Source organism: Nocardioides pocheonensis (assembly GCF_003725535.1).
Classification (GTDB): Bacteria; Actinomycetota; Actinomycetes; order Propionibacteriales; family Nocardioidaceae; genus Marmoricola; species Marmoricola pocheonensis.
Map to the genome: position 1 here is coordinate 1 of NZ_RJSF01000002.1, position 25,287 is coordinate 25,287.

Genomic DNA, 25,287 nt, shown 5'->3' on the forward strand with positions numbered 1-25,287 from the left:
GCGTGGGCGAGCACGCGGGCTTCGGCCGCGTTCGCCTCGGCGCGGGCCTGCCGGATCGATCCGAGCACAGCACCAGCCGTGGTGGCGGCGTGGGTGCTGGTGGTCGGGTTCATGGTTCGAATCTAGGGGTGACCACCGACACTTTCGGTCCCGGATCCCCTTGCGGGTAAGGGAATTCGGAAGAATTCTCGAGAATCTTTAGCGACCCACCGCGACCCACTGGGGCCCCGTGCGGTGCGGGTGGTTTCGGCAGGCTCAACCACCTTGAGGTTGGCTCGGCGGTCGGTGGCTGGGTCCGTGCCGGCGGGTGGTTTCGAGGCTCGCTGGCGCTCGCGCCTCAACCACCGAAAGCGGCGCAGACCGGCGGCCGAGATCGAGACCCGGCCCCGACGCCGTACCGCCTCGTCGCTGCCCGTCCCCCCGGCACAGACCGCCACCTGCCGAGCGTGGTTTCGAGGCTCGCTGGCGCTCGCACCTCAACCACCAAGCGCACCGCAGATCCGTGAGCCGACAGCAGACCCGGTCCCGCGCCGTACCCCGTCGTCGCTGCCCGTCCCCCGGCACCGACCGCCAGCCGACAAGAGTGGTTTCGGCAAGCTCAACCACCTGGGGCTGGGTCTCTGCCTGACAGCGTGGTTTCGGCAAGCTCAACCACCCAGCGCCGAACACTCCCAGTTCCGCCCGCAGCAGAACCCGCTTGTCCAGCCCACCACGACCCAGGAGCATCGAGGCCATGAGAGTCCTGGTTCTCGGAGGCACCCACCACGTCGGACGAGCCACCGTCGACGCGGCGCTGAGCCGGGGGGACCGGGTCACGACGCTGACTCGAGGTGTCAGCGGTCACGCCGTGCCGGGTGCGGAGGCCCGGCACGCGGACCGGCTGGACCCGGAGGCGGTCCGGGAGGCGCTCGGTGCCGACACCTGGGACGCCGTGGTCGACACCTGGTCGCACCAGCCGGTGGCCGTGCGCGACTCCGCGCGCCTCCTGGCCGGGCGGGCGCCGCACTACACCTACATCTCGAGCCGGTCGGTGTACACGTGGCCGATGGAGCCGGGCAGCGACGAGTCCGCTCCGGTGGTGGACGGTGACCCGGCGAGCACCGACGCGGCCGACTACGCGGCGGCGAAGCGGGGTGGTGAGCTCGCCGTCCAGGCTGAGTTCGACGGAGACGTGCTGCTGCCGCGCGCCGTGCTGGTCCTCGGCCCGTACGAGGTGGTCGGCCGGTTGCCGTGGTGGCTGAACCGGATCGCCGCCGGGGGACGGGTTCCGGCGCCGGGGCCGCGCGACCGCCCGCTCCAGTACGTCGACGCGCGCGACCTGGCCGCCTGGGTGCTCGACGCGGCCGAGCGGGGAGTCTCCGGCGCGTACAACACCGTCAGCCCGCGAGGACACACCACCATCGGCGCGCTGCTCGACCAGTGCGTCGCGGTCACCGGCTCGGACGCCGAGCTGGTGTGGGTGACGCCCGAGGCGGTGGAGGCCGCGGGGCTCAGCGGGTGGACCGACCTGCCGATCTGGGTGCCGCCGACGGGCGAGCTGGCCGCGCTGCACGACTGCGACGTGTCCGCGGCGCACGAGGCCGGGCTCCGGTGCCGCCCGATGGAGGCGACGGTCGCCGACACCTGGGCGTGGCTGGAGCGTGAGGGCACCCCGGCGCCGCCGTCCGCGCGCGCCGGGGAGCTCGGCCTGTCTGCCGAGGAGGAGCGTCGGCTACTGGGCGCGGTGGGCTGAGGCGCGGCCGGCGGACACGATCCGCACCTTCTCGCAGCCCAGCAGCAGCACGTGCGGGTGGGCCTGGTTGAAGGTCACGGAATCCGTGCCCGGCCCGCAGGTGATCGTCATCCTGTCCGGGAAGGCGACCACGATCCGGTCGTCGCCCGCGCCGCCGAAGATCACGTCGCGGAAGTTGCCGAAGATGGTGTCGTTGCCCGCGCCTCCGTAGAGCGCGTCGACCTCGCTGCCCTGGGCGTCGGCGATCACGTCGTTGCCGCGCTGCCCGTAGCTGCGGTCGGAGCCTGGACCGCCCTTGAGGTGGTCGGCGCCGCGGCCGCCGTACAGGAAGTCGTTGCCCTTGCCTCCCCGCACGTTGTCCGCGCCACCGAGGGCGCGCACGGTGTCGTCGCCGCCGAGGGCGCGCACGGTGTCGGCGGAGGTGGTGCCGGTGAGGGTCTCGCCGGCGTCGGTGCCGGTGACCGTGTCGGCGTACGCCGGGACGGCGAACGCGAGGGCGAGGGTTGACGCACTGACGAGCAGGATCTTCCGCATGCGCGCAGGCTATCCCCGGGTTGTGCGCTGTGTCACAGTTCCGCCATGACGGCGAGTGCTCCGGCCCCCACCTATCTAGACGACCGGCTCCGGCACTGGGCCACCGTGACACCGGACGCGGAGGCGGTCAGCTACCTCGGACGCAGCTGGACCTGGGCCGAGTGGGACGAGCGAGTACGCCGCCTCGCCGGCGCCCTGCGTGACCTCGGCGTCGGTCGCGGCGACGTGGTGTCGTTCCTGGACAAGAACCATCCCGCCTGCGTGGAGCTCACGTTCGCCGCCGCCAGCCTCGGCGCGGCGAACGCGATCATCAACTTCCGGCTCGCCGGCGACGAGGTCGACTACGCGGTCAACGACGCCGGCGCCAAGGTCCTGCTGGTGGGCACCGAGCTGATGCCGCTGATCGAGCGGATCCGCGACCGCCTGACCACCGTCGAGCACGTCGTCGAGGTGACGCCGGACGGCGGCGACGGAGACGCCTACGAGGCCCTCCTCGCCGGTGCGACCCCGGTCGGCCGCAGCGCCGACGTCCGGCCGGAGGACGTCTGCCTGGTGATGTACTCCTCCGGCACCACCGGTCGGCCGAAGGGCGTGATGCTGACCCAGCGCAACATGGTCAAGCACACCGTGAACGCCCACGACGGCTGGTCCTTCGAGCCCGGCGACAAGAACCTCGTGGCGATGCCGCTCTTCCACGTCGGCGGGTCGTCGTACGTGCTGTTCGGCATCCACGACGGCGTGCCGAGCGTGATGACCCGCGACCCCGACGGCGCCTCGCTCGCCGGGGCGATCCTGCAGGGCGCGAACCGCACCTTCCTGGTCCCCGCGGTGCTCGCGCAGGTGCTGCAGAGCGGCGACGACGCGATCAAGCTGTTCGGCGCCCTCAAGACCTACACGTACGGCGCCGCGCCGATGCCGCTGCCGCTGCTCCGCGCGGCCATGGCCGCCTGGCCCGACACCGACTTCATCCAGGTCTACGGCCTGACCGAGGTCTCGGGTGTGCTCACCCACCTCATGCCCGAGGCGCACCGCGACGCCGAGCACCCGGAGCGGCTGGTGTCGGCCGGCCACTGCATCCCCGAGGTGGAGGTCCGCGTCGTCGACCCCGGCACGCTCGAGGACCTGCCCGCCGGCGAGCACGGCGAGCTGTGGTTCCGCACGCCGCAGCTCATGACCGGCTACCTCGGCAAGCCCGAGGCCACCGCCGAAGTCATCACCGCGGACGGGTGGTTCCGCACCGGTGACATGGGCGTCGTCGACGAGGCCGGCTTCGTCTACGTGCAGGACCGGCTCAAGGACATGATCATCTCGGGCGGCGAGAACATCTACTCGCCCGAGATCGAGCGGGTCCTGGCCGAGCACCCGGCGGTCATGGAGGTCGCGGTCATCGGGGTGCCCGACGACCGGTGGGGCGAGGTGGTCAAGGCGGTGGTCAGCCTCCACGCCGGCGCGACCGCGACCGAGGCCGAGCTGATCGACCACTGCCGCGAGCGGCTCGCGCACTTCAAGTGCCCCAAGTCCGTCGACGTCGTCGAGGCGCTGCCCCGCAACCCCACCGGCAAGATCCTCAAGCGCGATCTCCGGGCGCCGTACTGGGCCGACCGCGAGCGGCAGACCGTCTGAGCCGCGGACGGTCTGAGAGGCTGGGACCGTGCCGTTCCGCTTCCGCCACTTCGACTGGAGCCTGCGCTCGTGCGGGCTGCACGGCCACATCACCTACCGGCCGACCGAGCCCGACCTCGCGGAGCGCCTGCGGGCCGACACCGTCGCCGGCGAGGCCTGGCGGTGCCTGCGCTGCGAGGCGTACGTGCCCGGCCCACCGCACGGATCCGGTCCGGCCGAGGACGCACCGCTGGTGCTGCGTGGCCGCGAGCTGCGCGACGCGTTCATCCTCCGGCTGCTGGCCGCCGAGCGCTTCATCCGCGGCCTCCTCCTGGTCGCCCTCGCCTACGGCATCGAGAAGTTCAACGGCGCCCGTGACTCGCTGCAGCGGGTTTTCGACAGCTACCTGCCGACCCTGACGCCGCTGGCGAACAAGCTCGGGATCGACCTCCAGACGACCGGTCCCGTCCGGCTGATCGACCGGGCGCTGCACACCGCGCACGGCACGTTGGCCCTCGTCGCCCTGGGCGTCCTCGCCTACGGCTCCCTCGAGCTGGTGGAGGGTGTCGGCCTCTGGCTGCTCAAGCGGTGGGGCGAGTACGTCGCCGTGGTCGGCACGTCGATCTTCCTGCCCCTGGAGGTCTACGAGCTGGTCGACAAGGTGACCTGGCTGCGTCTGGTCGCTTTCGTCGTCAACGTGTTCGCCGTGGTCTACCTGCTCTGGACCAAGCGGCTGTTCGGCCTGCGCGGGGGCTACGCGGCGTTCGAGGCCGAGCGGCACGGCGAGTCGCTGCTCGAGGTCGAGCAGGCCGCCGTCTCCAGCAGGCCCTGACCGCGCCGCTCACGCCGAGGGGGCGCCCGACTCCTCGGCGTGCAGCGTGAGCTTCCTGAGCAGTCGGTTGAGCGTGACGAGCTCTCGCCGGGTGAGCGCCGAGGCGAGCTCGTCCTCGGCGGTGCCCCGCAGGCTCATGGCCTTGCGCCACACCGTCGCGCCGGCCCGGGTGACCTCGACGTCGACCCGGCGGCGGTCGTCCGCGCCCGGCATCCGCTTGACCCAGCCCTTCTTCTCCAGACCGTCCAGGCGTCCGGTGATCCCGGCGTTGGAGACGCCGAGCTCCTGTGCCAGCGCGCCGGGAGAGGCGTGGCCGGGCGTGTCCCGGATCATCAGCGCGTGCAGGGTGTCGTACTCGAAGTCCTGCAGGTCCGTCCGGACCAGCGCCGTCTGCTTCGCCTCGCGCAGGTGGCGCGCGAGGTTCAGGAGGCGGACGGTCAGCGCCTCGACCTCGTCGTCGAAGCTGATGTCGATCCAGTGGTCGCGCCAGCGCTCGACGTGGAGGTCCGCGAGGTCCTTCGGCATGGTCCCAGTGTAGAGATCTATTTCGTTGACAAACAATTCACCAGCGAAATACTTTCGGGTCATGACCACCGCCGACGGCCCGCTCCGGCACACCGCCTTCCGGTGGCTGCTCGTGGGCACGACCGTGAACAGCCTCGGCAACATGATCGCGCCGGTCGCGATCGCGTTCGCGGTGCTCGACCTCGGCGGCAGCGCGACGCAGCTGGGCCTGGTGGTCGGCGCGTACGCCCTCGCCGACGTCGTCGCCGTGCTCTGGGGCGGGGTGCTCGGCGACCGGCTGCCCCGCACCGTGATGATGCGCGCCTCCAACGCGGCGGCGGCGCTCGTCCAGGGCCTCGTGGCGCTGAGCCTGACCACCCACCACGGCTCGCTCTGGCTCCTGGCGATCGGCGGCGCGCTCAACGGCGGCCTCGGATCGCTCGCCGGTCCGAGCACCCAGGCGGTCACGCCCCAGACCGTGCCCGCGGCGGTCCTCCGGCGGGCGATCACGCTGCGCCGGCTGAGCCAGAACGCCGCGATGATCGGCGGGGCAGGCGTCGCGGGTCTGCTGGTGGCGTGGATCGGGCCGGGCGGCGCTCTCGCGGTCGACGCCGCCACGTTCCTGGTCGCCACGACCTGCTTCACCCGGGTGCGGGTGCCCGCGGTCGCCTCCGGGCCGCGGACGCGCGCGCTCGCCGAGGCGCGCGACGGCTTCCGCGAGGTGGTCCGGCACTCCTGGCTGTGGTCGCTGATCGCGATGGCGCTCGTCTACCACCTCTTCTACGGCGGCGCGCAGGGCGTGCTCGGCCCGATCGTCGTCGGCGACCACATCTCCCGCGCCGCCTGGGGCTACGCCCTGTCCGCGATGATGACCGGCTTCGTGCTCGGCGGCGTGCTGAGCCTGTTCTGGAAGCCGCGGCGCGCCCTGCTCGTCGGAGAGTGGTTCCTGCTGCTCACGGCGTGCTTCCCGCTGGCGATGGCACTGTCGGACAACCTCTGGGTGGTCCTCGCCGGAGCCTTCCTGCACGGCTTCGGCCTGGAGATCTTCAGCGTCGGGTGGGACCTGTCCATCCAGGAGAACGTCCCCGAGCACATGCTCGCCCGGGTGTACTCCTTCGACCAGCTGGGGTCCTTCATCGCGCGCCCGATCGGCCTGGCCCTCACCGGGCCCCTGGCGAGCGCCGTCGGGGAGCGCCGGTGGCTGCTCGTCGTGGCCGGGGCCATCGCGGTCGCCGACCTCGCCCCCTTCCTGATCCGCGACGTGCGCCGCCTCGAGCGCCGACCGGTCGCGGAGGAGGAGGCCGGAGACGCCAGTGGCGCCGTGGCCCCGGAGGTCGTCACCGGCTGACTGTGGTTGGATCGGGTCGTGCCGCTGGAACGCTTCTTGCGCCGTCGTACGCCGGACGGACCAGAGGACGGGGCGCCCACACCCCTGGAGCACGCGCAGCAGCTGACCTGGGCCGTCGAACCGCCCCGCAAGCGGTTCATGCCGATGCTGCGGCGGGCCCTCGACGACCGGCCCGAGGCGCGCGTCGCCGTCGTGGCGGGTGCTCAGTTGCGGACCTGGGCCGAGCTGTTCTCGCGGGCCTGGCCGGAGGTCGACCCGTTGCTGGTGTCGGTCGCCGACGACGAGTCGGACGTCCACGTGCGGATGGCCCTCGCCGGCCCCTTCGACGTCGTGCTCCATGCCGCCGACACGACCGCGGTCGATCAGGCCCGCTGGTTCTCCCGCGCGTTCTTCCACCTGGCGGACGGCGGGGTGTACCTCACGCCGGTGCTGCTCCCGATCTCGGCCGAGGAGGCCGCGGCCGGGCAGGCGGAGGCCGCGGCCTGGCTGGAGGCCCGGCGGACCGAAGGCCCGTTGCCGAACGAGGACGGCGCTCCGGTCCCGCCGTACGTCGGCGAGCTCTGGGACGTCGTGGCCGAGGCGCAAGGCTCGCTGCTGCGGGAGACGGAGGGCCGCCCCGACCGCGGCCCCCGCACCCTCGACGTCCACGGTCTCGCCCGCCACCTCCGCGAGGTGCACGTCCACGGGGCGTCGCTGCGGATCGTGAACGCGCGCCGCACACACGTGAAGCTCCGGGAGCGCGAGGCCGACGTCGTCCTCGCGGCACGCCCCGAGCTCGGCCGGGAGGTCGACTCGCTGCCGCCGACGCGCATGCGCGCTGCTGCCGAGTACCTCCACAACCTCCCTCGCGACGACTACTTCTCAGCAGACATGGCCGTGCCCAAGCTCACTCTGCGCGCGTACGCCGACCCGGTGTGCTCGCGCGGCCAGGTCGTCACCAGCGGGGGCTTCGTCTGGCCGGACACCTACCGGCACCACCTGGCCCCGCGCCTGCGCAACTACTTCGTGGAGGACGAGGCGCCGCTCTTCGGCCACCTGCGCCGTGACGCCTCCGACGCCGACCGGCTCCCGGGCGCCTGGTTCAACCTGGACTCGGAGTTCCCCGGCCACTACGGCCACCTGCTCACCGAGCTGCTCGGCCGGATGTGGGCGTGGGACCGCGTGCGAGAGCTGGCGCCCGACGTGCGCTGCCTGATGACCCTGCAGCGCGACCGTGACCCCCAGCGGCTGCTGCCCTGGGAGCTCGACGTGCTGGGCGCGTTCGGGATCTCCGTCGACGACGTCCACGTGTTCGACCGCCCCTGCCGGCCGGAGACGTTGTACTCGGCGACGTCGATGTTCTCCCTGGCCGACTACGTCCACCCCCGCATGGTCGAGATCTGGGACCGCGTCGGCGACCACCTCGCCGCGCAGGCGGCGGGCGGCGATCGGCCGCGGCGGATCTTCTGCACCCGGCCCACCGACCACAAGCGGAGCTGCACCAACACCGCAGAGGTGGAGGCGCTCTTCGCGCGGCACGGCTTCGAGGTGCTCCGGCCCGAGACGCTGCCCCTGCCCGAGCAGGTGGCGCTGTTCCGGTCGGCCGAGATCGTGGCCGGGTTCGGCGGCAGCGCGCTGTTCACGGCCGCGCTGTGCGACACCCCGAAGACGCTGGTGACGGTGGCGCCGACGTCGTACACGGCGCGCAACGAGCACCTGATCGCCGCCGCCCGCGGCCACCGGATCGTCAGCGCGTGGAGCGAGCCGGACCTCCACCACCCGGAGGGGTGGTGGACCCAGGCGGCGTACTCCTCGGGCTACACCTTCGACCTCGCTCGCGAAGGGGCGTGGCTGGAGGACCAGCTCAGCCGGCTGGGCTGAGCCGGACGCTCAGGCCCGAGAGATCAGGCCGGAGAGATCAGGCCCGAGACGTCAGGCCCAGCGCTGGGCGGCCGGGGTGAAGTCGAGCGTGCGCGCCCCGGTGTAGATCTGCTTGGGCCGGGCGATCTTCTGCTCCTTGTCCTGCACGAGCTCCAGCCACTGGGCCAGCCAGCCCGGCGTGCGGCCGATCGCGAACAGGACCGTGAACATCTCCGGCGGGAACTGGAACGCCTCGTAGATCAGGCCGGAGTAGAAGTCGACGTTGGGGTAGAGCTTGCGCTTGACGAAGTACTCGTCCTCGAGCGCGATCTTCTCCAGCTCCTGGGCGATCTTCAGCAGCGGGTTGACCCCGGTGACCTCGAAGACGTCGTCGCAGGCCTTCTTGATGATCTTGGCCCGCGGGTCGTAGTTCTTGTAGACGCGGTGCCCGAAGCCCATCAGGCGCTCGTTGCCGGCCTTGACCCCCTCGATGAACGCCGGGATGTTCTCCATCGAGCCGATCCGGCGCAGCATCCGCAGCACCGCCTCGTTGGCGCCACCGTGGAGCGGGCCGTAGAGCGCGCCCACGCCGGCGGCGACCGCGGAGTAGGGGTCGACCTGCGAGGAGCCGACCGAGCGGACTGCGTTGGTCGAGCAGTTCTGCTCGTGGTCGGCGTGCAGGATGAAGAGCACGTCGAGGGCCTTGACCAGGCGCTCGTCGGCCTCGAACCGCTGCTCGCTCATCTTGAACAGCATCGAGAGGAAGTTCGCGGTGTAGCCGAGCTCGTTGTCCGGGTAGATGTAGGGCTTGCCCTGCGCGTGCCGGAAGGCCCAGGCGCCCAGGGTCGGCATCTTCGCGATCATCCGGACGATCTGCATGTGCCGGTTGTCGGGGTCGGCGATGTTGCCCGACTCGGGGTAGAAGGTGGAGAGCGCCCCGACGGAGGCCATCAGCATGCCCATCGGGTGCGCGTCGTACCGGAAGCCCTCCATGAACGTGCGGACGTTCTCGTGCACGAAGGTGTGGTAGGTGATCTCGTGCACCCAGGCGTCGTACTGCTGCTTGCTCGGCAGCTCGCCGTGGATCAGCAGGTAGGCGACCTCGAGGAAGTTCGACTTCTCCGCCAGCTGCTCGATCGGGTAGCCGCGGTACTCGAGGATGCCCTTGTCGCCGTCGATGAAGGTGACCGCGCTCTTGCAGGAGGCGGTGTTCACGAAGCCCGGGTCGTACGTCGCCAGGCCGGGCTCGTCGTCGGAGGTCTTGATCTGCGCCAGGTCGGCCGCCTTGATCGTGCCGTCCCCGATCGGGATCTCGTACTCCCTGCCGGTCCGGTTGTCCCGGATCGTCAGGGTCTGGTTGGCAGCGTCGTCGGACACAAGGGCTCCTTCGCTCTCGGTCAGAGATGTTCCGGTGCATCGTTCCCGGGTGCGGTGGTGATGCAGAACCGCCTCTAACCTATTCCCCACGGCGCAGGGGTCGCCATCGCGTCTCTCGTTTTGACCACGCCCCCGCCGCACCGGTAATCTGGTCCGTCGCGACTCCTGCCGCGTCATGCCCCCGCACGGGGTGTGGTGCAGACCCGGATGTGAAGCCCTCGGGGGCGAGGCCGGGCAGTGTTCGTCAGAAGCCGCAGCAGCACCGCCGGCCCGGGGTTTCCCAGGCTGGTTCACGAACGAGGAAGCAAGGCATACACGTGCGTACGTACAGCCCCAAGCCCGCGGACATCCAGCGCGAGTGGCACGTCATCGACGCCACCGACGTGGTCCTCGGACGGCTCGCCGTCCAGGCCGCCAACCTGCTCCGTGGCAAGCACAAGACCATGTTCGCCCCCCACGTCGACACGGGCGACTTCGTGATCGTGGTGAACGCCTCCAAGGTGGCGCTCTCCGGGTCCAAGGCGACCAAGAAGATGTCCTACCGGCACTCCGGGTTCCCGGGCGGCCTGAGCGCCACGCCGATGGGCGAGCTCCTCGAGAAGGACGCCCGCAAGGCCATCGAGAACGCGGTCTGGGGCATGCTCCCCAAGAACCGCCTCGGCCGTCAGATGCTCAAGAAGCTCAAGGTGTACTCCGGCCCGGAGCACCCGCACCAGGCCCAGAAGGCCAAGCCGTTCGAGATCACGCAGATCTCCCAGTAAGCATTCAGACGAGATCGAGGAATCAGACGTGACCGAGAACCTGAACGAGACCACCGAGGTCGAGGAGACCTACGAGGCCAACGAGGAAGGCATCGCCTACTCCTCGGAGAGCGTGCCCGGCGCCGACACGCCTGCCCGGCCGGCCACCATCGCCCCGGGCGCGGCCACCGGCCGCCGCAAGGAGGCCGTCGCGCGGGTCCGCATCGTGCCCGGCACCGGCCAGTGGACCGTCAACGGCCGCACCCTGGAGAGCTACTTCCCGAACAAGCTGCACCAGCAGGTCGTGAACGAGCCGTTCGCGACCCTGCAGCTCGAGGGTCGCTTCGACGTGATCGCCCGGATCCACGGCGGCGGCATCACCGGCCAGGCCGGCGCGCTGCGCCTGGGCGTGGCCCGTTGCCTCAACGCCATCGACGTGGAGACCAACCGGCCGTCGCTGAAGAAGGCCGGGCTCCTCACCCGCGACGCCCGCGTGATCGAGCGCAAGAAGGCCGGTCTGAAGAAGGCCCGGAAGGCACCGCAGTTCAGCAAGCGCTGATCAGGGTCGCCTCTTCATGACGCGACTCTTCGGCACGGACGGGGTCCGGGGCCTGGCCAACGGTCTGCTGACCGCGGAGCTGGCCCTGGACCTCTCCGTTTCCGCAGCCCACGTGCTGGCGGAGCGGGGCACGTTCTCCGGGCACCGGCCGTTCGCGGTCGTCGGCCGGGACACCCGCATCTCGGGACAGTTCCTCGAGGCGGCGGTCGTCGCCGGTCTGGCGTCGGCCGGGGTCGACGTGCTGCTGCTGGGTGAGCTGCCGACGCCGGCGGTCGCCCACCTCACCGGCTCCCTGGGCGCCGACCTCGGCGTCATGCTCTCCGCGTCGCACAACGCGATGCCCGACAACGGCATCAAGTTCCTGTCCCGCGGAGGGGTGAAGCTCGACGACGCCATCGAGGTGGCGATCGAGGAGCGGCTCCGCGAGCCGTGGGACCGGCCCACCGCCGGCGACGTCGGCCGGGTGCGCGTGCACGCGACCGCGATCGAGGAGTACGCCGCCCACCTGGACGCGACCGTCGGACACCCGCTGGGCGGTCTCAAGGTCGTGCTCGACTGTGCGCACGGAGCCGCCTCGGTCGCCGGACCGAAGGCGCTGCGTGACGCCGGCGCCGACGTCGTGGCGATCTGCGCCGAGCCCGACGGCCTGAACATCAACGACGGCTGCGGGTCGACCCACCTCGAGGTGCTCCAGAAGGCCGTCGTCGAGCACGGCGCCGACGTCGGATTCGCGCTCGACGGTGACGCCGACCGGTGCCTCGCGGTCGACGCCGCCGGCAACGTCGTCGACGGCGACCAGATCCTCGCGATCCTCGCCCTCGCCCTCCGTGAGCGTGGCGAGCTCCACGACGACACGGTCGTGGCCACGGTGATGTCCAACCTCGGCTTCGTGCAGGCGATGACGGCGGCCGGCATCGCCGTACGGCAGACCGCCGTGGGCGACCGCTACGTCCTCGAGGAGATGAAGGCGGGCAGCTACACGCTCGGCGGTGAGCAGTCCGGCCACGTGATCATGAGCGAGCACGCGACCACCGGCGACGGCATCCTCACCGCGCTCCAGGTCCTCGACCGGATGGCGGCCACCGGGAACAGCATCGCCGACCTCGCGTCGGTGATGGTCCGGCTGCCCCAGGTGCTGGTCAACGTGCCGGGCGTCGACAAGGCGCGGGCCGCCACCGACGAGGTTCTCCTGGCGGCCGTGGCCGAGGCGGAGGCCGAGCTCGGTGGGAACGGCCGGGTGCTGCTCCGGCCCTCGGGCACCGAGCCGCTGGTCCGGGTCATGGTCGAGGCGGCCACGGCCGACCACGCGCACGCGGTCGCCGGCCGGCTGGCCGACGTCGTGCGCGAGCGGCTCAGCCTCTGACGTCAGCCGTCATCCGGGCCTCGTGCTCGGCCTCGGTCTCGTCGCCGTGGCCCGGCCACCAGGCCGCGTGGCCGATCAGCGCCGTGAGCGACGGCGTGAAGAACATCGCCATCACGAACGCCGCCGTGAAGATCCCGAACGACAGCGCGAAGCCCATCGAGACGATCAGCGAGTTGCCGCCGAGCATGAGTGACCCGAACGTGCCGGCCAGGATCACGCCCGCGGCCGCGATCGTCGGACCGGCGTGCTTGACCGCCTCGGCCGCTGCGTCGTGCGGGTTGCGGCCCTCGCGCGCCTCCTCCCGCAGCCGGGCGATCATCAAGATGTTGTAGTCCGTGCCCAGCGCCACCACGAAGAGGTAGATGTAGATCGGCAGCAGGAAGATCAGGCCGTTGTCGCCCTTGATGTGCTGGATCATGATCACGGTCGCGCCGAGCGTGGCTGCGAACCCGAGCCCGACCGAGACCATCAGGTACCACGGCGCCACCAGGCTGCGCAGGAGCAGCGCGAGGATCAGCATGATCACCAGCGCCGCGACCGGGAACACCACCGAGTAGTCGCGGTTCATCGCCTTGTTCATGTCCACGAACACCGAGGTGGTGCCCCCGACGTACGCCGTCGTGCCGCTCGGTGCGGCGCGGTGGGCGGTGTCGCGGATCGGGCCCTTGACGTCGGCGATCGCCTGGTCGGACCCCGGGTCGTGCGACAGCGTGACGCTGAACGTCGCGGCCCTGCCGTTCCTGGAGAGCACGCCCGGCTCGGCGCGCGCGACGCCCTGGGCCCCCGCGAGAGCCTGCTGGTACGGGCCGAGGTCGCCCTGCGCGAGCGAGCCTCCCGAGGACTCGAGCACCACGGTCAAGGGGTCGGTCGCGCCCGAGGGCAGGCCCTTCTGGAGGGTGTCGAGCGCCTTGGTCGACTCGACACCCTTCGGGAGGCTGGAGTTGAAGTCGAAGGTCGGGTTGAACCCGAGGGCGAACACGGCGAGCACCGCCAGCACGAGTCCGGACGCGGCCGCGAACACGGCCGGGCGCTCGCCCAGGCGGCGACCGATCGCGGCGAACCGCGCCCCCTCGGGCTCCGCGAGGTACTTCTTGGACGGGAAGAACAGCGCCCGGCCGAGCAGCGTGACGACCGCCGGCACCAGCGTCAGCGCGGCGACCAGGGTCACCGCGACCGCGATCGCCAGGGCGGGACCGATCGAGCGGAAGATGCTCAGCGAGGACAGGATCAGCGCCATGAAGGCGACGATCACCGCACCGCCGGCCGAGGCGATCGCCTCACCGGCACGCTCCAGGGCGTGCACGACCGAGGCCTTCGTGTCCGCGCCCCGGCGCAGCTGTTCGCGGTAGCGGAAGAGGAAGAACAGGATGTAGTCGGTGCCGATGCCGTAGAGCACCACGATCAGGATGACCTCGATCGAGGAGTCGGCCTTGAGGCTGAAGGCCTGGTTCGCCCAGGCGATCAGGCCGATCGCCACCTGCGAGGCGACGAAGACGGTGAGCACCGGCATCAGGCAGATGATGACGCTGCGGAAGATCAGCGCCAGCAGCACGATGATCAGCAGGACCGTGGCCAGGCCGACGATCGCGAGGGTCTTGTTTCCGGACTCCTGGGAGTCCAGCTGCTGCGGCGCGGCGCCGGTCATCTGCACCCGGAGCCCGGTGTCCTTCACCAGCGGCTTGGCGTCCTTGCGCAGCTGCTTGGCCGCGTCCATCGCGGGGGTGTCGAAGCCGGTGGCGTTCTTGGCCAGCCCGGCCACGCCGAGCTGGACGAGCCCGTTCTGCGACGGGGGCTGGGCGACCGCCTGGGAGAACACCTTCTTCAGGACCGGCTCGTCCTTGATCGCGCCGTCGAGCGCGGTCACGATCTCGGTCACCTTCGTCGAGTCGGCGGCGGTGAGCTTGCCGCCGTCGGTCCGGTCGAAGACCATGATCGCGCCGGGCTGGAACTGCGACGGGAACTGGTCCTGCTGCACCTGGGCGGCCCGGATCGACTCGTAGTGCTTCGGCAGGAACTCCGACTCGTCCTGCGTCGAGGTCAGCTTCGGCGCGAACGAGACGACGAGGACCGCCAGGAGGATCCACATCCCGATGACCAGCCAGGGGAACCGGGTTACGAAACGGCCGAGGGCAGCAAACATGGGCGCAGCGTATCGGGGCCCGGTCGACGCGCACGAACGAGATTCGCTGCGCCCTAGAGTCTGCCGGGTGAACTTCATTCTGGTCGACCGGCCCGTCCCCGAGGTCGCCGTCGTCACGCTGAACCGCCCCGAGCGGATGAACGCGATGGCGTTCGACGTGATGGTGCCCTTCCGCGAGCAGCTGGTCGAGCTCGGACACGACAACACCGTGCGCGCGATCGTCGTCACCGGCGCGGGCCGGGGCTTCTGCTCCGGCGCCGACCAGGAGTCGGCGGGGACGCCGCCGTACGTCGACGGGCTGACCCGGCCGACGTACGCGTTGCGCTCGATGGAGATGCTCGAGGACATCACCCTGACGCTGCGCCGCCTCCACCAGCCGGTGATCGCCGCCGTCAACGGCGCGGCCATCGGCGGCGGCCTGTGCCTCTCCCTGGCCTGCGACATCCGCCTCGCGGCACCGGCGGCGTACTTCCGGGCGGCGGGGATCAACAACGGCCTGACCGCCAGCGAGCTCGGACTGTCCTACCTGCTGCCGCGGGCGGTCGGGTCGTCCCGGGCCGCGGAGATCATGCTCACCGGGCGCGACGTCGACGCCGAGGAGGCCGCGGCGATCGGACTGGTGAGCCGGGTCGTCGAGGACGTCGTACCTGCCGCGGTCGAGATGGGCCGGCAGATCGCGGGCTTCTCCCAGCCCGGTGTCGAGCTCACCAAGCGCACCCTGGTCACCGGCCTCGACGCCTCCTCGCTGGAGGGCCACATGCAGGCCGAGGGCCTCGGCCAGCTCTACCTGCGGATCCTCACCGACAACTTCGAGGAGGCCACCCGCGCCCGCAAGGAGAAGCGCCAGCCGCGCTTCCGCGACACGCGGTAGGGGGCGGCATCGCCCGGTCTGGGCGATCTGCGCGGTCTGTCATGGCCCACCCGTGCGTCCTGGCAGCCCAGGTGCGTCATGCGTCAGCACCGATCGGAGGAGTAGACCGATGAGAGCGCCTACGAAAGGAACGCACATGTTGATGCGTACACGGATCCTGACGGTGGCCGGGGGTACGGCAGCTCTGATCATGCTCGCCTCCCCGAGCTACGCACACGACTGCTTCAACCCGCAGAAGGATGCCCACGCCCCCACGGGCGGTGTGAACTACACGCTCGAGGGATTCGACCAGAACGGTCCGATCCTGGTTCAGACCGGCCCCGGCAAGGGCATCGGCGGCTTCGTCGCGATCGCCCCGGGAGTCTTCGGCAACCCGACGACGCTCTACACCCACAGCCTCGGCATGTCGCCCGAGCACAGCGGCAAGGAAGAGGTCGGCGGGCCCGGCAGCAACAAGCCCCAGCACGCCTGCGACGGCAAGGGCATCGACTACATCGACGTCTGCTTCGGCGGCTGAGGGTTCGCCTGCGGCTTCGTTTCTGCGCCCTCGGGTGGTTGAGGTGCGAGCGCCAGCGAGCCTCGAAACCACGTGGCGCCTGCGGCGGGCTTCGTGTCGACCGGGCTGGGTGTGTGTCGGGCGGCTGGTGGGGTGGCCGGTGCCGGGTGCGCCCACGCGCCAACCACCCGTTGCGCCGGTCCTGCCCTCGTCGCAGGCTCCTCGGGGAGGACCGGCTCCACGGAGTCCAGACCCATCCACGGCTCGCGGGCGCACCCGTCCCCGTCCACCCTCTGGGGGCCGCCCGGCACCCACCGGGAAGCCCCGCCCACCCGGGGGAGATGGAAAAGCGGTGGGCCCGCCAGCGGGCCATCGACAGGAGCGGCGGTGGACCCATCGCGTTTCTCCACCATCCGGGTCGATGGGGTTGTCGTGGTGGGACGGGCCGGGCGGTGTCCGCGAACACTCAAGGGGCTTGGCCGCGGCGCAGGCCCGCAGAGGTCACCACGCGCAGTGCTGTGCCTGCGACGTGCCGCCCCCGTTCGCGGGCGCCGTCGGGACCGGCCCACCCCGGCCCCGGCACCGACCCCGTGCGGCGCAGCCGCACAAGCGCCGCAGGCAAAGCCCGCCGCAGGCGAACCCTCAAACCAAGCTCAGCACCGCCACGCAGTAGTCGTCGTTCGCCGGCGCGAGCTCGTAGCTGCCGAACCGGTGCTGCACCTTGAGGCCGACCGCCTCGACGTCGGCGACGAATTGCTCGAACGGGTAGGCCCGCGCCGAGCTGGTCGGGGCTTCCTTCATGTGGAAGCCGACCAGGATCCGTCCGCCCTCGGCGAGCAAGGCGGCCAGGGTGCGGAGCGCGCGCTGCTCGGTGTCCGGGGCGAGCAGCACGATCACGTTGCCGACGAGCACGACCAGGTCGTACGTGGTCGGGTGGCCGGCCTCGGCGAGCAGGTCGGGCGTGAGCGCGAGGATGTCGGTGCGGACCATCGGAAGGTCGGGGTAGTGCTCGGCGGCCATCGCCACCAGGTCGGGGTCCTTCTCGGCCGCGACGACGTGGTGGCCGCGAGCCTGCAGGGCGGCGCCGACGCGGCCGAAGCCCGCGCCGGCGTCCAGGACCGTGGCTCCGCGGGGCAGCAGGGCGTCGGCGAGCCGGGCCTCGCCCTCGATGTCCCCGCCGGTCGCGATCAGCTCGCTGAAGTGGGCCGCGAAGCCGCTGTTCTCGCTGGTCTCCCAGCGAGTCCGGGGGATCTCGGTCATCGTCTCCTCCTCAGAGCTTCCGGAGCCGGACCCACCGCACCGAGTGGTCGTGGTCCTTGCGCAGCACGAGCGTCGCGCGGGACCGGGTCGGAGCGACGTTGTGCGCCAGGTTGGGGCCGTTGATCTCGTCCCAGATCCGGTTCGCCTCGGCGACCGCGTCGTCGTGGGAGAGGCCGGCGTACTTGGCGAAGTACGACGCCGGGTCGCGGAACGCGGTCTCGCGGAGCCGGAGGAAACGGTCGGTGTACCACTGCCGGATGTCGCTGGTGGCCGCGTCGACGTAGATGGTGAAGTCGAAGAAGTCGCTGACCGCGAGGCCGGTGCGGCCGTCGGGGCGCACCTGTGGCGGCTGGAGGACGTTGAGGCCCTCGACGATCACGACGTCGGGTCGCTTCACCGTCACCTTCTCGTCGGTGACGTCGTAGGTGAGGTGGGAGTACACCGGCGCCTCGACCTCGTCCTTGCCGGACTTGATGTCGATCACGAACTTCAGCAGAGCCTTGCGGTCGTAGGACTCCGGGAAGCCCTTGCGGTGCATCAGGCCGCGTCGCTCCAGCTCCGCGTTGGGCAGCAGGAAGCCGTCGGTGGTGACCAACGCCACCTCGGGGTGGACCGGCCAGTGCGCCAGCATCTGCTGCAGCACGCGCGCGGTGGTCGACTTGCCGACCGCCACCGACCCGGCGAGGCCGATCACGAACGGCGTGCGGGGCGGTTGCGGTCGCCCGAGGAAGGTCTCCTGGGCGCGGTGCAGGGAGCCGGCGGCCTCGACGTACAGGCTGAGCAGCCGGGACAACGGCAGGTAGACCTGCTGCACCTCCTCGACGTCGAGCTGGTCGCCCAGGCCGCGGACCCGCTCGACCTCCAGCTCGGAGAGCGGCTGGTCGGTGCTCGCGCCCAGCTCGGCCCATGCGTCGCGATCGAGCTCGACGTACGGCGAGGTCTCGTTGAGGTGTGGCTCTCGCGGGCCGCCGTTCGCCATGCGGGCGATTGTTCCAGCAACGGTCCCCGGGCCGTCTGCCGGGAGCGCGCGCGGCGGGGAGGTGCGGCGCGGAGCCGTAGACTGCGGCCCATGTGCGGGATCGTGGGATACGTCGGGGAGCGGCAGGCGCGCGACGTCGTGATCGAGGGTCTCCGCCGTCTGGAGTACCGCGGCTACGACTCGGCGGGCATCGCCCTGATCACCGGTTCCGGCTCTTCGGGCGCGCTCGCGGTCGACAAGCGCGCGGGCAAGCTGGCCAACCTCGAGAAGGCGATCGAGGAGAGCCCGCTGCCGCCGTCGACGACCGGCATCGGGCACACCCGGTGGGCGACCCACGGGGCCCCGAACGACGTCAACGCCCACCCGCACACCGGACCGCGCGGCCGGGTCGCGGTGGTGCACAACGGCATCATCGAGAACTTCGCGCGGCTGCGTGACGAGCTCGAGCGCCGTGGCAACGACCTGGTCTCGGAGACCGACACCGAGGTCACCGCCCACCTGCTCGAGGCGGAGGTCGAGGCCGGGCACGACCTCACGGAGGCGATGCAGCGCGTCTGCCGACGGCTCGAGGGCGCGTTCACACTGGTCGCGCTCGATGCGCAGGACCCCTCCCGCGTGGTGGCGGCCCGACGCAACTCGCCGCTGGTGGTCGGGATCGGCGAGGGCGAGAACTTCATCGGCTCGGACGTCGCGGCCTTCATCGAGCACACGCGCGACGCGCTGGAGCTGGGCCAGGACCAGGTCGTGACGATCACCCGCGAGGGCGCGGAGGTCACCGACTTCGACGGCAACCCGGCCGAGGGCCGGCACTACCACGTCGACTGGGACCTGGCCGCCGCCGAGAAGGGCGGCTTCGACTGGTTCATGCGCAAGGAGATCTTCGAGCAGCCGCGCGCCATCGCAGACGCGCTGCTGGGCCGGCACGACGAGGCCGGGCAGCTCCAGCTCGACGAGGTCCGGATCAGCGACGACGAGCTGCGCGACATCGACAAGATCATCATCATCGGCTGCGGCACGGCCCACTACGCCGGCCTCGTCGCCAAGTACGCCATCGAGCACTGGACCCGGATCCCGTGCGAGGTCGAGCTGGCGCACGAGTTCCGCTACCGCGACCCGATCCTGACCCGCAACACGCTGGTGGTGGCGATCAGCCAGTCGGGCGAGACCGCCGACACGCTGATGGCGATCCGGCACGCGGTCAAGCAGCGGGCCCGGGTGCTGGCGATCTGCAACACCAACGGCTCGACGATCCCGCGGGAGTCGGACGCCGTGATCTACACCCACGCGGGCCCGGAGATCGGGGTCGCGTCCACCAAGGGGTTCCTGACCCAGCTGATCGCGTGCTACCTGCTCGGCCTGTACCTCGCCCAGGTCCGGGGCACGAAGTTCGGCGACGAGATCGCCGGCGTGGTGCGGGAGCTCGCGCAGATGCCGGCCAACGTGCAGACGATCCTCGACGACGCCGAGTCGGTCTACGCGCTCGCCCAGCGGTTCCAGGGCACCCGCTCGGTGCTGTTCCTCGGCCGGCACGCCGGCTACCCGGTCGCCCTCGAAGGTGCGCTCAAGCTCAAGGAGCTGGCCTACATCCACGCCGAGGGTTTCGCCGCCGGCGAGCTGAAGCACGGCCCGATCGCGTTGATCGAGGAGGGCCTGCCGGTCTTCTGCGTGGTGCCGCCCCGGGGCCGCGACCAGCTGCACGACAAGATGATCAGCGCGATCCAGGAGGTCCGTGCCCGCGGCGCCCTGACGATCGTGCTGGCCGAGGCGAGCGACACCGAGGTCGCGGCGTACGCCGACGTGCTGATCGGGCTCCCCACGGTGCCGACCCTGCTCCAGCCGGTGGTCGCGACCGTGCCGCTGCAGCTGTTCGCGTGCGAGCTCGCCACGCTGATCGGCCACGACGTCGACCAGCCGCGCAACCTCGCCAAGTCCGTCACGGTCGAGTAGCGACGGTGATCGTCGGCCTGGGCATCGACGTCGTCGAGCTGGTGCGCTTCGAGGCGTCCCTGACGCGCACGCCGGCGCTGCGCGACAAGCTGTTCACGCCGGCCGAGGCCGGTCTGCCGCTGCAGTCGCTCGCCGCTCGGTTCGCCGCGAAGGAGGCGCTGGCCAAGGCGCTCGGCGCCCCCGCCGGCCTGCACTGGCACGACGCGGAGGTGGTCTCGCTCCCCTCCGGCGACCCGACCTTCGAGCTCCGCGGCACCGTCCTGGCCCGGGCCACCGAGCTCGGCGCCACCTCCACCCACCTCTCGCTCTCCCACGACGGAGGCATCGCCAGCGCGGTCGTCGTCCTCGAGCGCTGACCCACCCGTCGAGTTGGGGGAAACCGCCCCACGAGTTCCGCGAAACGGCCCCACGAGTCGGGCGGAAACACCCAACTCGAGGGGCGGGATCACCCAACTCAACATAATGGGGGGATGCGAGCGGCACACAGCGTCGAGCAGGTGCGGGCGGCGGAGGGGGACCTGATGGCGCGGGTGCCGGAGGGGACGCTGATGCAGCGGGCGGCGTACGGGCTGGCGACGGTGGTGGCCGACCTGCTGCGCGGGGAGCAGGACGCCGGTGTGTACGGCGCCCGGGTGCTGCTGCTGATCGGGTCGGGGGACAACGGCGGCGACGCCCTGTACGCCGGCGCGCTGCTCGCCCGGCGGGGGGCGCAGGTCGAGGCGCTGCTCCTCTCCGAGCGGGCGCACGAGGGCGGGCTGGCCGCGCTCCGGGCGCAGGGCGGCCGGGTGGTCGACCTCGACGCCGCGCACCGCCCGGACGTGGTCGTCGACGGCATCGTCGGGATCGGTGGCAAGCCGGGGCTCCGGCCCGACGCCGAGGCGGCGGTGACCCGGTTCCCGGACGCGGCGGTCGTCGCGGTCGACGTGCCCTCCGGAGTCGCGGTCGACACCGGCGAGCTCGACGGACCCCACGTGCGCGCGGACGTCACGGTCACGTTCGGCACCCACAAGGGCTGCCACCTGCTCGACCCGGCGGCCGAGGCGGCCGGCGTGGTGACCCTGGTCGACATCGGGCTGGACCTCCCCGAGCCGCTCGTCACCGCGCTTCAGGCCGACGACGTGGCCCGGCTGCTGCCGGTGCCGACCGCGTTCGACCACAAGTACACCCGCGGGGTGGTGGGCGTCCGCGCCGGCTCGGCGATGTACCCCGGCGCCGCCGTGCTGTGCACGTCGGGGGCGTCGTCCGGGCTGGCCGGCATGGTGCGCTACGTCGGCGAGGCCGCCGACGCGGTTCGTGCCCGGCACCCGGGCGTGGTCGCCGGCGCCGGGCGCGTGCAGGCGTGGGTGGTCGGCTCGGGCGGTGACGACGAGGCGGCGGACGGCGTGAAGCAGGCGCTCGCCGACGGCGTACCGACGGTCGTCGACGCCGACGGGCTCAAGCACGCGCCACGGGGGTCGAGCATCCCGCTCGTCCTCACCCCGCACGCGGGAGAGCTCGCCGCCATGCTCGGCGTCGAGCGCGAGGACGTCGAGGCCCGGCAGCTCGAGCACGCCCGCCGGGCCGCCGAGGAGTACGCCGCCGTGGTGCTGCTCAAGGGCAGGCACTCGCTGACCGCGGCTCCCGACGGGCGGGTCCGGGTGACGACGAGCGGCGTGCCCTGGCTGGCGGTCGCCGGTGCGGGCGACGTGCTCGCCGGCGTGGTCGGGTCGCTGCTGGCCGCCGGGCTGTCGCCCTTCGACGCCGCCTCCGTGGGCTCCTGGGTGCACGGATCCGCGGCGACGCTGGCCAGCCGCGGCGGGCCGGTGACGCCGGAGGGTGTCGCCGACGCCGTCCCGGCAGTCGTGCGCGCCCTCCTGGCCTGACCGACCGGATGGGAAGATGGGCGGGCCATGACGCTGCCCGACCCCGCTGCCCGCGCCGAGATCGTCGTCGACCTCGGCGCGATCCGGCGCAACGTCCGCCGGCTGCGTGAGCTGGTGTCGGACGGGCCCGGACCCGGGCCGGCGCTCATGATCGTGGTGAAGGCGGACGCCTACGGCCACGGCATGGTCGAGGTGGCGCGCGCCGCCCGGCAGGCGGGCGCCGAGTGGCTGGGCGTGGCCACCGCCGACGAGGCGCTCGCGCTGCGTGAGGCCGGGGACACCGGACGGATCCTCTGCTGGCTGGCTGCCCCGGGCGAGGACCACCGTGCGACCGTGGCCGCGGACGTCGACACCACGGCGTACTCGGTGACACAGCTCGACGAGATCCTCGAGGCAGCCCGCACGCTCGGTCGTGCGGCCAGGGTCCAGCTCAAGGTCGACACCGGGCTCTCCCGAGGCGGGGCGCCGCGCGACCAGTGGGTGGCGCTCTTCGAGGCGGCGCGCAAGGCCGAGGTCGCCGGCGACGCGACGGTCACGGGCGTCTGGTCGCACTTCGCGTGCTCCGACGAGCCCGACCACCCGGCGAACGACGCCCAGGAGACGGCGTTCCGCGAGGCGCTCGTGCTGGCCGCCGACGCCGGCCTCGACCCCGAGGTCCGCCACCTCTCGAACTCCGCCGGCGCACTGCTGCGGCCCAGTGCCCGCTTCGACCTCGTGCGGTTCGGCCTCGCGGCGTACGGCCTGAGCCCGGCGCCGGAGGTGGTCACCAGCGAGCAGCTCGGCCTCGAGCCGGCGATGACCGTGCGCGCCCGGACGGTCATGGTCAAGGACCTGGCGCCCGGTGCGGGGGTCTCCTACGGGCACACGTTCGTCGCCGACCGACCGATGCACGTGGCGCTCGTCCCGATGGGGTACGGCGACGGCATCCCCCTCCATGCCTCGTCGCGGGCCGAGGTCCAGATCGGGGAGCAGCGGTGCCCGGTGCTGGGCCGGATCTGCATGGACCAGTTCGTCGTCGACGCGCCGGGTTCCCGTGCGGGCGACGACGTGGTCGTCTTCGGTCCGGGTCGTGACGGCGAGCCGACCGCGCAGGACTGGGCCGAGTGGTGCGGCACGATCAGCTACGAGATCGTCACGCGCATCGGCGGTCGCCAGCGGCGGGTGTGGGTCGACAGCGACGGACCGACCGGAGAGGCCGGCGCATGACCGAGATCCTCCAGGTCGACGCCTCGCGCGCCGACGACGTGGTCGCGGTGATCCACGAGGCCTTCGCCGGACGTCCGGTCCTGGACCCGCCGTCGACCGCGCTCGAGGAGACCGTGGAGTCGGTCGGCAAGGCCCTCGCCGAGCACGGCGGGCTGCTGGCCACGCTGCAGGGGGAGCCCGTGGGCGCGCTCCTCTTCGAGGACCACGGTCAGCTCCTCGGCCTGCGCAGGGTCGGCGTCCTCGAGCGGGCGCGGCACCACGGTGTGGCCCAGCTGCTCGCGGACGCGGCCGCGGACGTCGCCGTCGAGCGGGGCAAGGACGGCATCGACCTCGAGGCCCGCATCGAGCTGCCGAAGACCGTGGCCTTCTGGGAGAAGCACGGGTACGTCGAGGTCGAGCGCGACGGACCCCGGCTCCGGATGCTGCGGCTGTGCCCGATGCGGGTGGTGCTCCCCGAGCCGGAGGACACCCGGGCGGTCGGCGAACGGCTCGCGCCGCTGCTGCGCCGCGGCGACCTGCTCATCCTCACCGGCGACCTCGGCGCCGGGAAGACCACGCTCACCCAGGGCCTCGGGGCGGGGCTCGGCGTACGCGGCACGGTGACGTCCCCGACGTTCGTGATCGCCCGCGTCCATCCCTCGCTCGCCGACGGGCCGGCGCTGGTGCACGTGGACGCCTACCGCCTCGGCGACGCCGCCGAGCTCGACGACCTCGACCTCGACACCGACCTCGACGAGGCGGTGACCGTCGTCGAGTGGGGGTCGGGGCTCGCCGAGGCGCTCAGCAGCGACCGGCTCGAGCTGCGCCTGGCCCGTGCCGACGACGACGTCCGCACGCTGACCCTCGCCCCGGTCGGTGGGCGATGGCTGGACTCCGGCCTGCGCGCCGCGCTCGGCGCGGAGCGCTTCGCGTAGTCGTCGCTGCGCGCCTCGACGCTCCTCGCTACGCCGTCTTCGAGCAAGCTCGAGGCGGCTCCGCTCGTTCGCGTAACCTCGGGCCCGTGCTCCTCGCCTTCGACACCGCCACGCCGCAGGTCACCGTCGCGCTGCACGACGGCGACCGCGTGGTCGCGGAGTACACCGCGGCCGAGTCGATGCGCCACGGCGAGATGCTGGCCCCGGGCATCGCCGAGGTGCTGGCCCGCGCGGGAGCGCTCGCCCAGGACGTCACCGCGATCGCCGTCGGGGTGGGCCCCGGCCCCTTCACCGGCCTCCGCGTCGGGCTGGTCACCGCGCGCACGATGGCGATGGCGCTCGACATCCCCGTGTACGGCGTCTGCTCCCTCGACGTCCTGGCCGCGGAGGCGGTCGACGGCGGGCTGACCGACTTCCTCGTCGCCACCGACGCCCGGCGCAAGGAGGTCTACGTCGCGTCCTACGCCGAGGGCTGGCGGGCGTCGGGCCCCGAGGTCGTCAAGCCCGCGGACGCGGCCACCGACGCGATCGTGGTCGGCCGGGGCGCCACCCTCTACCCGGAGTCCTTCCCGAACGCCCACGGGCCCGAGGCGCCGAGCGCGGCCGTGCTGTGCGACGTCGTGGTGCGCGAGCGCTACGAGCTCCTCGACCCCGAGCCGCTCTACCTGCGCCGCCCCGACACCATGGAGCCGCACCAGCCCAAGAAGGTCTCGTGATCCGGCACGCCGTCGCCGGTGACGTCGACGCGGTCGCGGCGCTCGAGCAGACCTGCCAGGGCCCGGATGCCTGGAGCCCCTGGCTCGTCCGCGACGGCGTCGAGGGCGGGCTGCCGACGGTGCGCTACCTCGTCGCCGAGCTCGAGGGAGAGGTGGTCGGCTACGCGGTCGCCTCCCTCGGGGGCGACATCGCGGAGCTGCAGCGGATCGGCGTGACGCCTGCGTCCCGGCGTACCGGGATCGCCACGGCGCTGCTCGACGAGGTCGTCGCCGAGGCACCGGGCGCGGGGGCCAACCGCCTCCTGCTCGAGGTGCGCGAGGACAACGCGGGAGCCCTGGCCTTCTACGCCGACCGGGGGTTCATCGAGATCGACCGGCGGCGGCGCTACTACCGCGACGGCACGACCGCCGTCGTGCTCCGACTGCCCCTCGTGAAGGGCTGCGGCTGACCGACCGGCCGACCGCG

At 72.0% G+C, this 25,287-nt stretch carries 23 protein-coding genes; 17 read left to right on the plus strand and 6 right to left on the minus strand.

Translation table 11 applies throughout. The features are described 5' to 3' along the window. Positions 1–733: 733 nt before the first annotated feature. Positions 734–1,732 (plus strand): NAD-dependent epimerase/dehydratase family protein, encoded by a 999-nt coding sequence (locus tag EFL26_RS00070; RefSeq protein ID WP_123220846.1) that lies wholly within the window; start codon positions 734–736, stop codon positions 1,730–1,732. Here the strand turns inward: EFL26_RS00070 and EFL26_RS00075 are convergent. Then, positions 1,712–2,266, minus strand: coding sequence for a calcium-binding protein (locus EFL26_RS00075; protein ID WP_123220847.1), 555 nt, complete (start codon positions 2,264–2,266; stop codon positions 1,712–1,714). The two genes, EFL26_RS00070 and EFL26_RS00075, sit on opposite strands and share 21 nt — an antisense overlap. Before the next feature lie 45 nt (positions 2,267–2,311). Between EFL26_RS00075 and EFL26_RS00080 the strand changes: the two genes are divergently transcribed. After that, positions 2,312–3,889 carry a long-chain-fatty-acid--CoA ligase gene (locus EFL26_RS00080; protein ID WP_123220848.1) on the plus strand — a complete coding sequence of 526 codons (1,578 nt, stop codon included), beginning with the start codon at positions 2,312–2,314 and terminating at the stop codon, positions 3,887–3,889. A gap of 28 nt (positions 3,890–3,917) precedes the next feature. Then, positions 3,918–4,700, plus strand: a complete 783-nt coding sequence (locus tag EFL26_RS00085) for a DUF2127 domain-containing protein (RefSeq protein WP_123220849.1) — start codon at positions 3,918–3,920, stop codon at positions 4,698–4,700. A 9-nt stretch (positions 4,701–4,709) separates the two neighbouring features. Here EFL26_RS00085 and EFL26_RS00090 read toward each other — a convergent pair whose 3' ends face one another. Further along, on the minus strand, positions 4,710–5,225 hold the full coding sequence (locus tag EFL26_RS00090; RefSeq protein WP_123220850.1) for a MarR family winged helix-turn-helix transcriptional regulator: 516 nt from the start codon (positions 5,223–5,225) through the stop codon (positions 4,710–4,712). Positions 5,226–5,286: 61 nt separating this feature from the next. Between EFL26_RS00090 and EFL26_RS00095 the strand changes: the two genes are divergently transcribed. After that, positions 5,287–6,552 carry an MFS transporter gene (locus EFL26_RS00095; protein ID WP_123220851.1) on the plus strand — a complete coding sequence of 422 codons (1,266 nt, stop codon included), beginning with the start codon at positions 5,287–5,289 and terminating at the stop codon, positions 6,550–6,552. Between the two features lie 18 nt (positions 6,553–6,570). Beyond that, positions 6,571–8,412 carry a glycosyltransferase family 61 protein gene (locus EFL26_RS00100; RefSeq protein ID WP_123220852.1) on the plus strand — a complete coding sequence of 614 codons (1,842 nt, stop codon included), beginning with the start codon at positions 6,571–6,573 and terminating at the stop codon, positions 8,410–8,412. Positions 8,413–8,463: 51 nt separating this feature from the next. On the opposite strand, the gene EFL26_RS00105 is transcribed toward EFL26_RS00100, so the two are convergent. Further along, positions 8,464–9,768, minus strand: a complete 1,305-nt coding sequence (locus tag EFL26_RS00105) for a citrate synthase (RefSeq protein ID WP_245999912.1) — start codon at positions 9,766–9,768, stop codon at positions 8,464–8,466. A 317-nt stretch (positions 9,769–10,085) separates the two neighbouring features. On the opposite strand from EFL26_RS00105, the gene rplM reads away from it, so the two are divergent. The 3 genes from rplM to glmM are packed head-to-tail and all read left to right on the plus strand — an operon-like array spanning position 10,086 to position 12,430. After that, positions 10,086–10,529: a 50S ribosomal protein L13 gene (gene rplM, locus EFL26_RS00110; protein ID WP_123220853.1), complete on the plus strand. Its 444-nt coding sequence runs from the start codon at positions 10,086–10,088 to the stop codon at positions 10,527–10,529. Positions 10,530–10,557: 28 nt separating this feature from the next. Then, positions 10,558–11,067, plus strand: coding sequence for a 30S ribosomal protein S9 (gene rpsI, locus EFL26_RS00115; protein ID WP_183407965.1), 510 nt, complete (start codon positions 10,558–10,560; stop codon positions 11,065–11,067). 16 nt (positions 11,068–11,083) lie between these two features. Further along, positions 11,084–12,430, plus strand: coding sequence for a phosphoglucosamine mutase (gene glmM / locus EFL26_RS00120; RefSeq protein ID WP_123220854.1), 1,347 nt, complete (start codon positions 11,084–11,086; stop codon positions 12,428–12,430). On the opposite strand, the gene EFL26_RS00125 is transcribed toward glmM, so the two are convergent. Continuing rightward, on the minus strand, positions 12,420–14,570 hold the full coding sequence (locus tag EFL26_RS00125) for an MMPL family transporter (protein ID WP_123220855.1): 2,151 nt from the start codon (positions 14,568–14,570) through the stop codon (positions 12,420–12,422). The two genes, glmM and EFL26_RS00125, sit on opposite strands and share 11 nt — an antisense overlap. Before the next feature lie 67 nt (positions 14,571–14,637). Between EFL26_RS00125 and EFL26_RS00130 the strand changes: the two genes are divergently transcribed. After that, positions 14,638–15,441, plus strand: a complete 804-nt coding sequence (locus tag EFL26_RS00130) for an enoyl-CoA hydratase (protein WP_183407966.1) — start codon at positions 14,638–14,640, stop codon at positions 15,439–15,441. Between the two features lie 136 nt (positions 15,442–15,577). Next, complete coding sequence (locus tag EFL26_RS00135) at positions 15,578–15,958, plus strand: hypothetical protein (protein WP_123220857.1); 381 nt, start codon at positions 15,578–15,580, stop codon at positions 15,956–15,958. Between the two features lie 621 nt (positions 15,959–16,579). On the opposite strand, the gene EFL26_RS00140 is transcribed toward EFL26_RS00135, so the two are convergent. Continuing rightward, entirely contained in the window at positions 16,580–17,197 is a 618-nt protein-coding gene (locus EFL26_RS00140; RefSeq protein ID WP_123220858.1) for a class I SAM-dependent methyltransferase, read from the minus strand. Between the two features lie 10 nt (positions 17,198–17,207). Next, positions 17,208–18,176 carry a type I pantothenate kinase gene (gene coaA / locus EFL26_RS00145; protein WP_123220859.1) on the minus strand — a complete coding sequence of 323 codons (969 nt, stop codon included), beginning with the start codon at positions 18,174–18,176 and terminating at the stop codon, positions 17,208–17,210. A gap of 90 nt (positions 18,177–18,266) precedes the next feature. Between coaA and glmS the strand changes: the two genes are divergently transcribed. From glmS to rimI, 7 genes are all read left to right on the plus strand, one after another. Further along, positions 18,267–20,123: a glutamine--fructose-6-phosphate transaminase (isomerizing) gene (gene glmS / locus EFL26_RS00150; protein ID WP_123220860.1), complete on the plus strand. Its 1,857-nt coding sequence runs from the start codon at positions 18,267–18,269 to the stop codon at positions 20,121–20,123. Positions 20,124–20,128: 5 nt separating this feature from the next. Then, a complete protein-coding gene (locus tag EFL26_RS00155; RefSeq protein ID WP_123220861.1) occupies positions 20,129–20,479 on the plus strand; it encodes a holo-ACP synthase in 351 nt (116 codons plus the stop codon). Between the two features lie 114 nt (positions 20,480–20,593). Then, the gene (locus tag EFL26_RS00160) at positions 20,594–21,985 is read left to right on the plus strand and encodes a bifunctional ADP-dependent NAD(P)H-hydrate dehydratase/NAD(P)H-hydrate epimerase (protein ID WP_123220862.1); all 1,392 of its coding nucleotides are present in this window, start codon (positions 20,594–20,596) and stop codon (positions 21,983–21,985) included. Between the two features lie 27 nt (positions 21,986–22,012). Continuing rightward, positions 22,013–23,191 (plus strand): alanine racemase, encoded by a 1,179-nt coding sequence (gene alr, locus EFL26_RS00165; protein ID WP_123220863.1) that lies wholly within the window; start codon positions 22,013–22,015, stop codon positions 23,189–23,191. Further along, positions 23,188–24,105: a tRNA (adenosine(37)-N6)-threonylcarbamoyltransferase complex ATPase subunit type 1 TsaE gene (gene tsaE / locus EFL26_RS00170; RefSeq protein ID WP_123220864.1), complete on the plus strand. Its 918-nt coding sequence runs from the start codon at positions 23,188–23,190 to the stop codon at positions 24,103–24,105. The genes alr and tsaE overlap by 4 nt, the downstream gene beginning before the upstream one ends. An 86-nt stretch (positions 24,106–24,191) precedes the next feature. Continuing rightward, positions 24,192–24,821: a tRNA (adenosine(37)-N6)-threonylcarbamoyltransferase complex dimerization subunit type 1 TsaB gene (gene tsaB / locus EFL26_RS00175; protein WP_221176775.1), complete on the plus strand. Its 630-nt coding sequence runs from the start codon at positions 24,192–24,194 to the stop codon at positions 24,819–24,821. Next, the gene (rimI, locus tag EFL26_RS00180) at positions 24,818–25,270 is read left to right on the plus strand and encodes a ribosomal protein S18-alanine N-acetyltransferase (protein ID WP_123220866.1); all 453 of its coding nucleotides are present in this window, start codon (positions 24,818–24,820) and stop codon (positions 25,268–25,270) included. The genes tsaB and rimI overlap by 4 nt, the downstream gene beginning before the upstream one ends. Positions 25,271–25,287 lie beyond the last annotated feature (17 nt).

Coding starts and splice junctions, on each gene's coding strand:
- EFL26_RS00070 (WP_123220846.1), top strand. CDS start 734: ATGAGAGTCCTGGTTCTCGGAGGCACCCACCACGTCGGACGAGCCACC.
- EFL26_RS00075 (WP_123220847.1), bottom strand. CDS start 2,266: ATGCGGAAGATCCTGCTCGTCAGTGCGTCAACCCTCGCCCTCGCGTTC.
- EFL26_RS00080 (WP_123220848.1), top strand. CDS start 2,312: ATGACGGCGAGTGCTCCGGCCCCCACCTATCTAGACGACCGGCTCCGG.
- EFL26_RS00090 (WP_123220850.1), bottom strand. CDS start 5,225: ATGCCGAAGGACCTCGCGGACCTCCACGTCGAGCGCTGGCGCGACCAC.
- EFL26_RS00095 (WP_123220851.1), top strand. CDS start 5,287: ATGACCACCGCCGACGGCCCGCTCCGGCACACCGCCTTCCGGTGGCTG.
- glmM (WP_123220854.1), top strand. CDS start 11,084: ATGACGCGACTCTTCGGCACGGACGGGGTCCGGGGCCTGGCCAACGGT.
- EFL26_RS00125 (WP_123220855.1), bottom strand. CDS start 14,570: ATGTTTGCTGCCCTCGGCCGTTTCGTAACCCGGTTCCCCTGGCTGGTC.
- EFL26_RS00135 (WP_123220857.1), top strand. CDS start 15,578: ATGTTGATGCGTACACGGATCCTGACGGTGGCCGGGGGTACGGCAGCT.
- EFL26_RS00140 (WP_123220858.1), bottom strand. CDS start 17,197: ATGACCGAGATCCCCCGGACTCGCTGGGAGACCAGCGAGAACAGCGGC.
- coaA (WP_123220859.1), bottom strand. CDS start 18,176: ATGGCGAACGGCGGCCCGCGAGAGCCACACCTCAACGAGACCTCGCCG.
- glmS (WP_123220860.1), top strand. CDS start 18,267: ATGTGCGGGATCGTGGGATACGTCGGGGAGCGGCAGGCGCGCGACGTC.
- EFL26_RS00160 (WP_123220862.1), top strand. CDS start 20,594: ATGCGAGCGGCACACAGCGTCGAGCAGGTGCGGGCGGCGGAGGGGGAC.
- alr (WP_123220863.1), top strand. CDS start 22,013: ATGACGCTGCCCGACCCCGCTGCCCGCGCCGAGATCGTCGTCGACCTC.
- tsaE (WP_123220864.1), top strand. CDS start 23,188: ATGACCGAGATCCTCCAGGTCGACGCCTCGCGCGCCGACGACGTGGTC.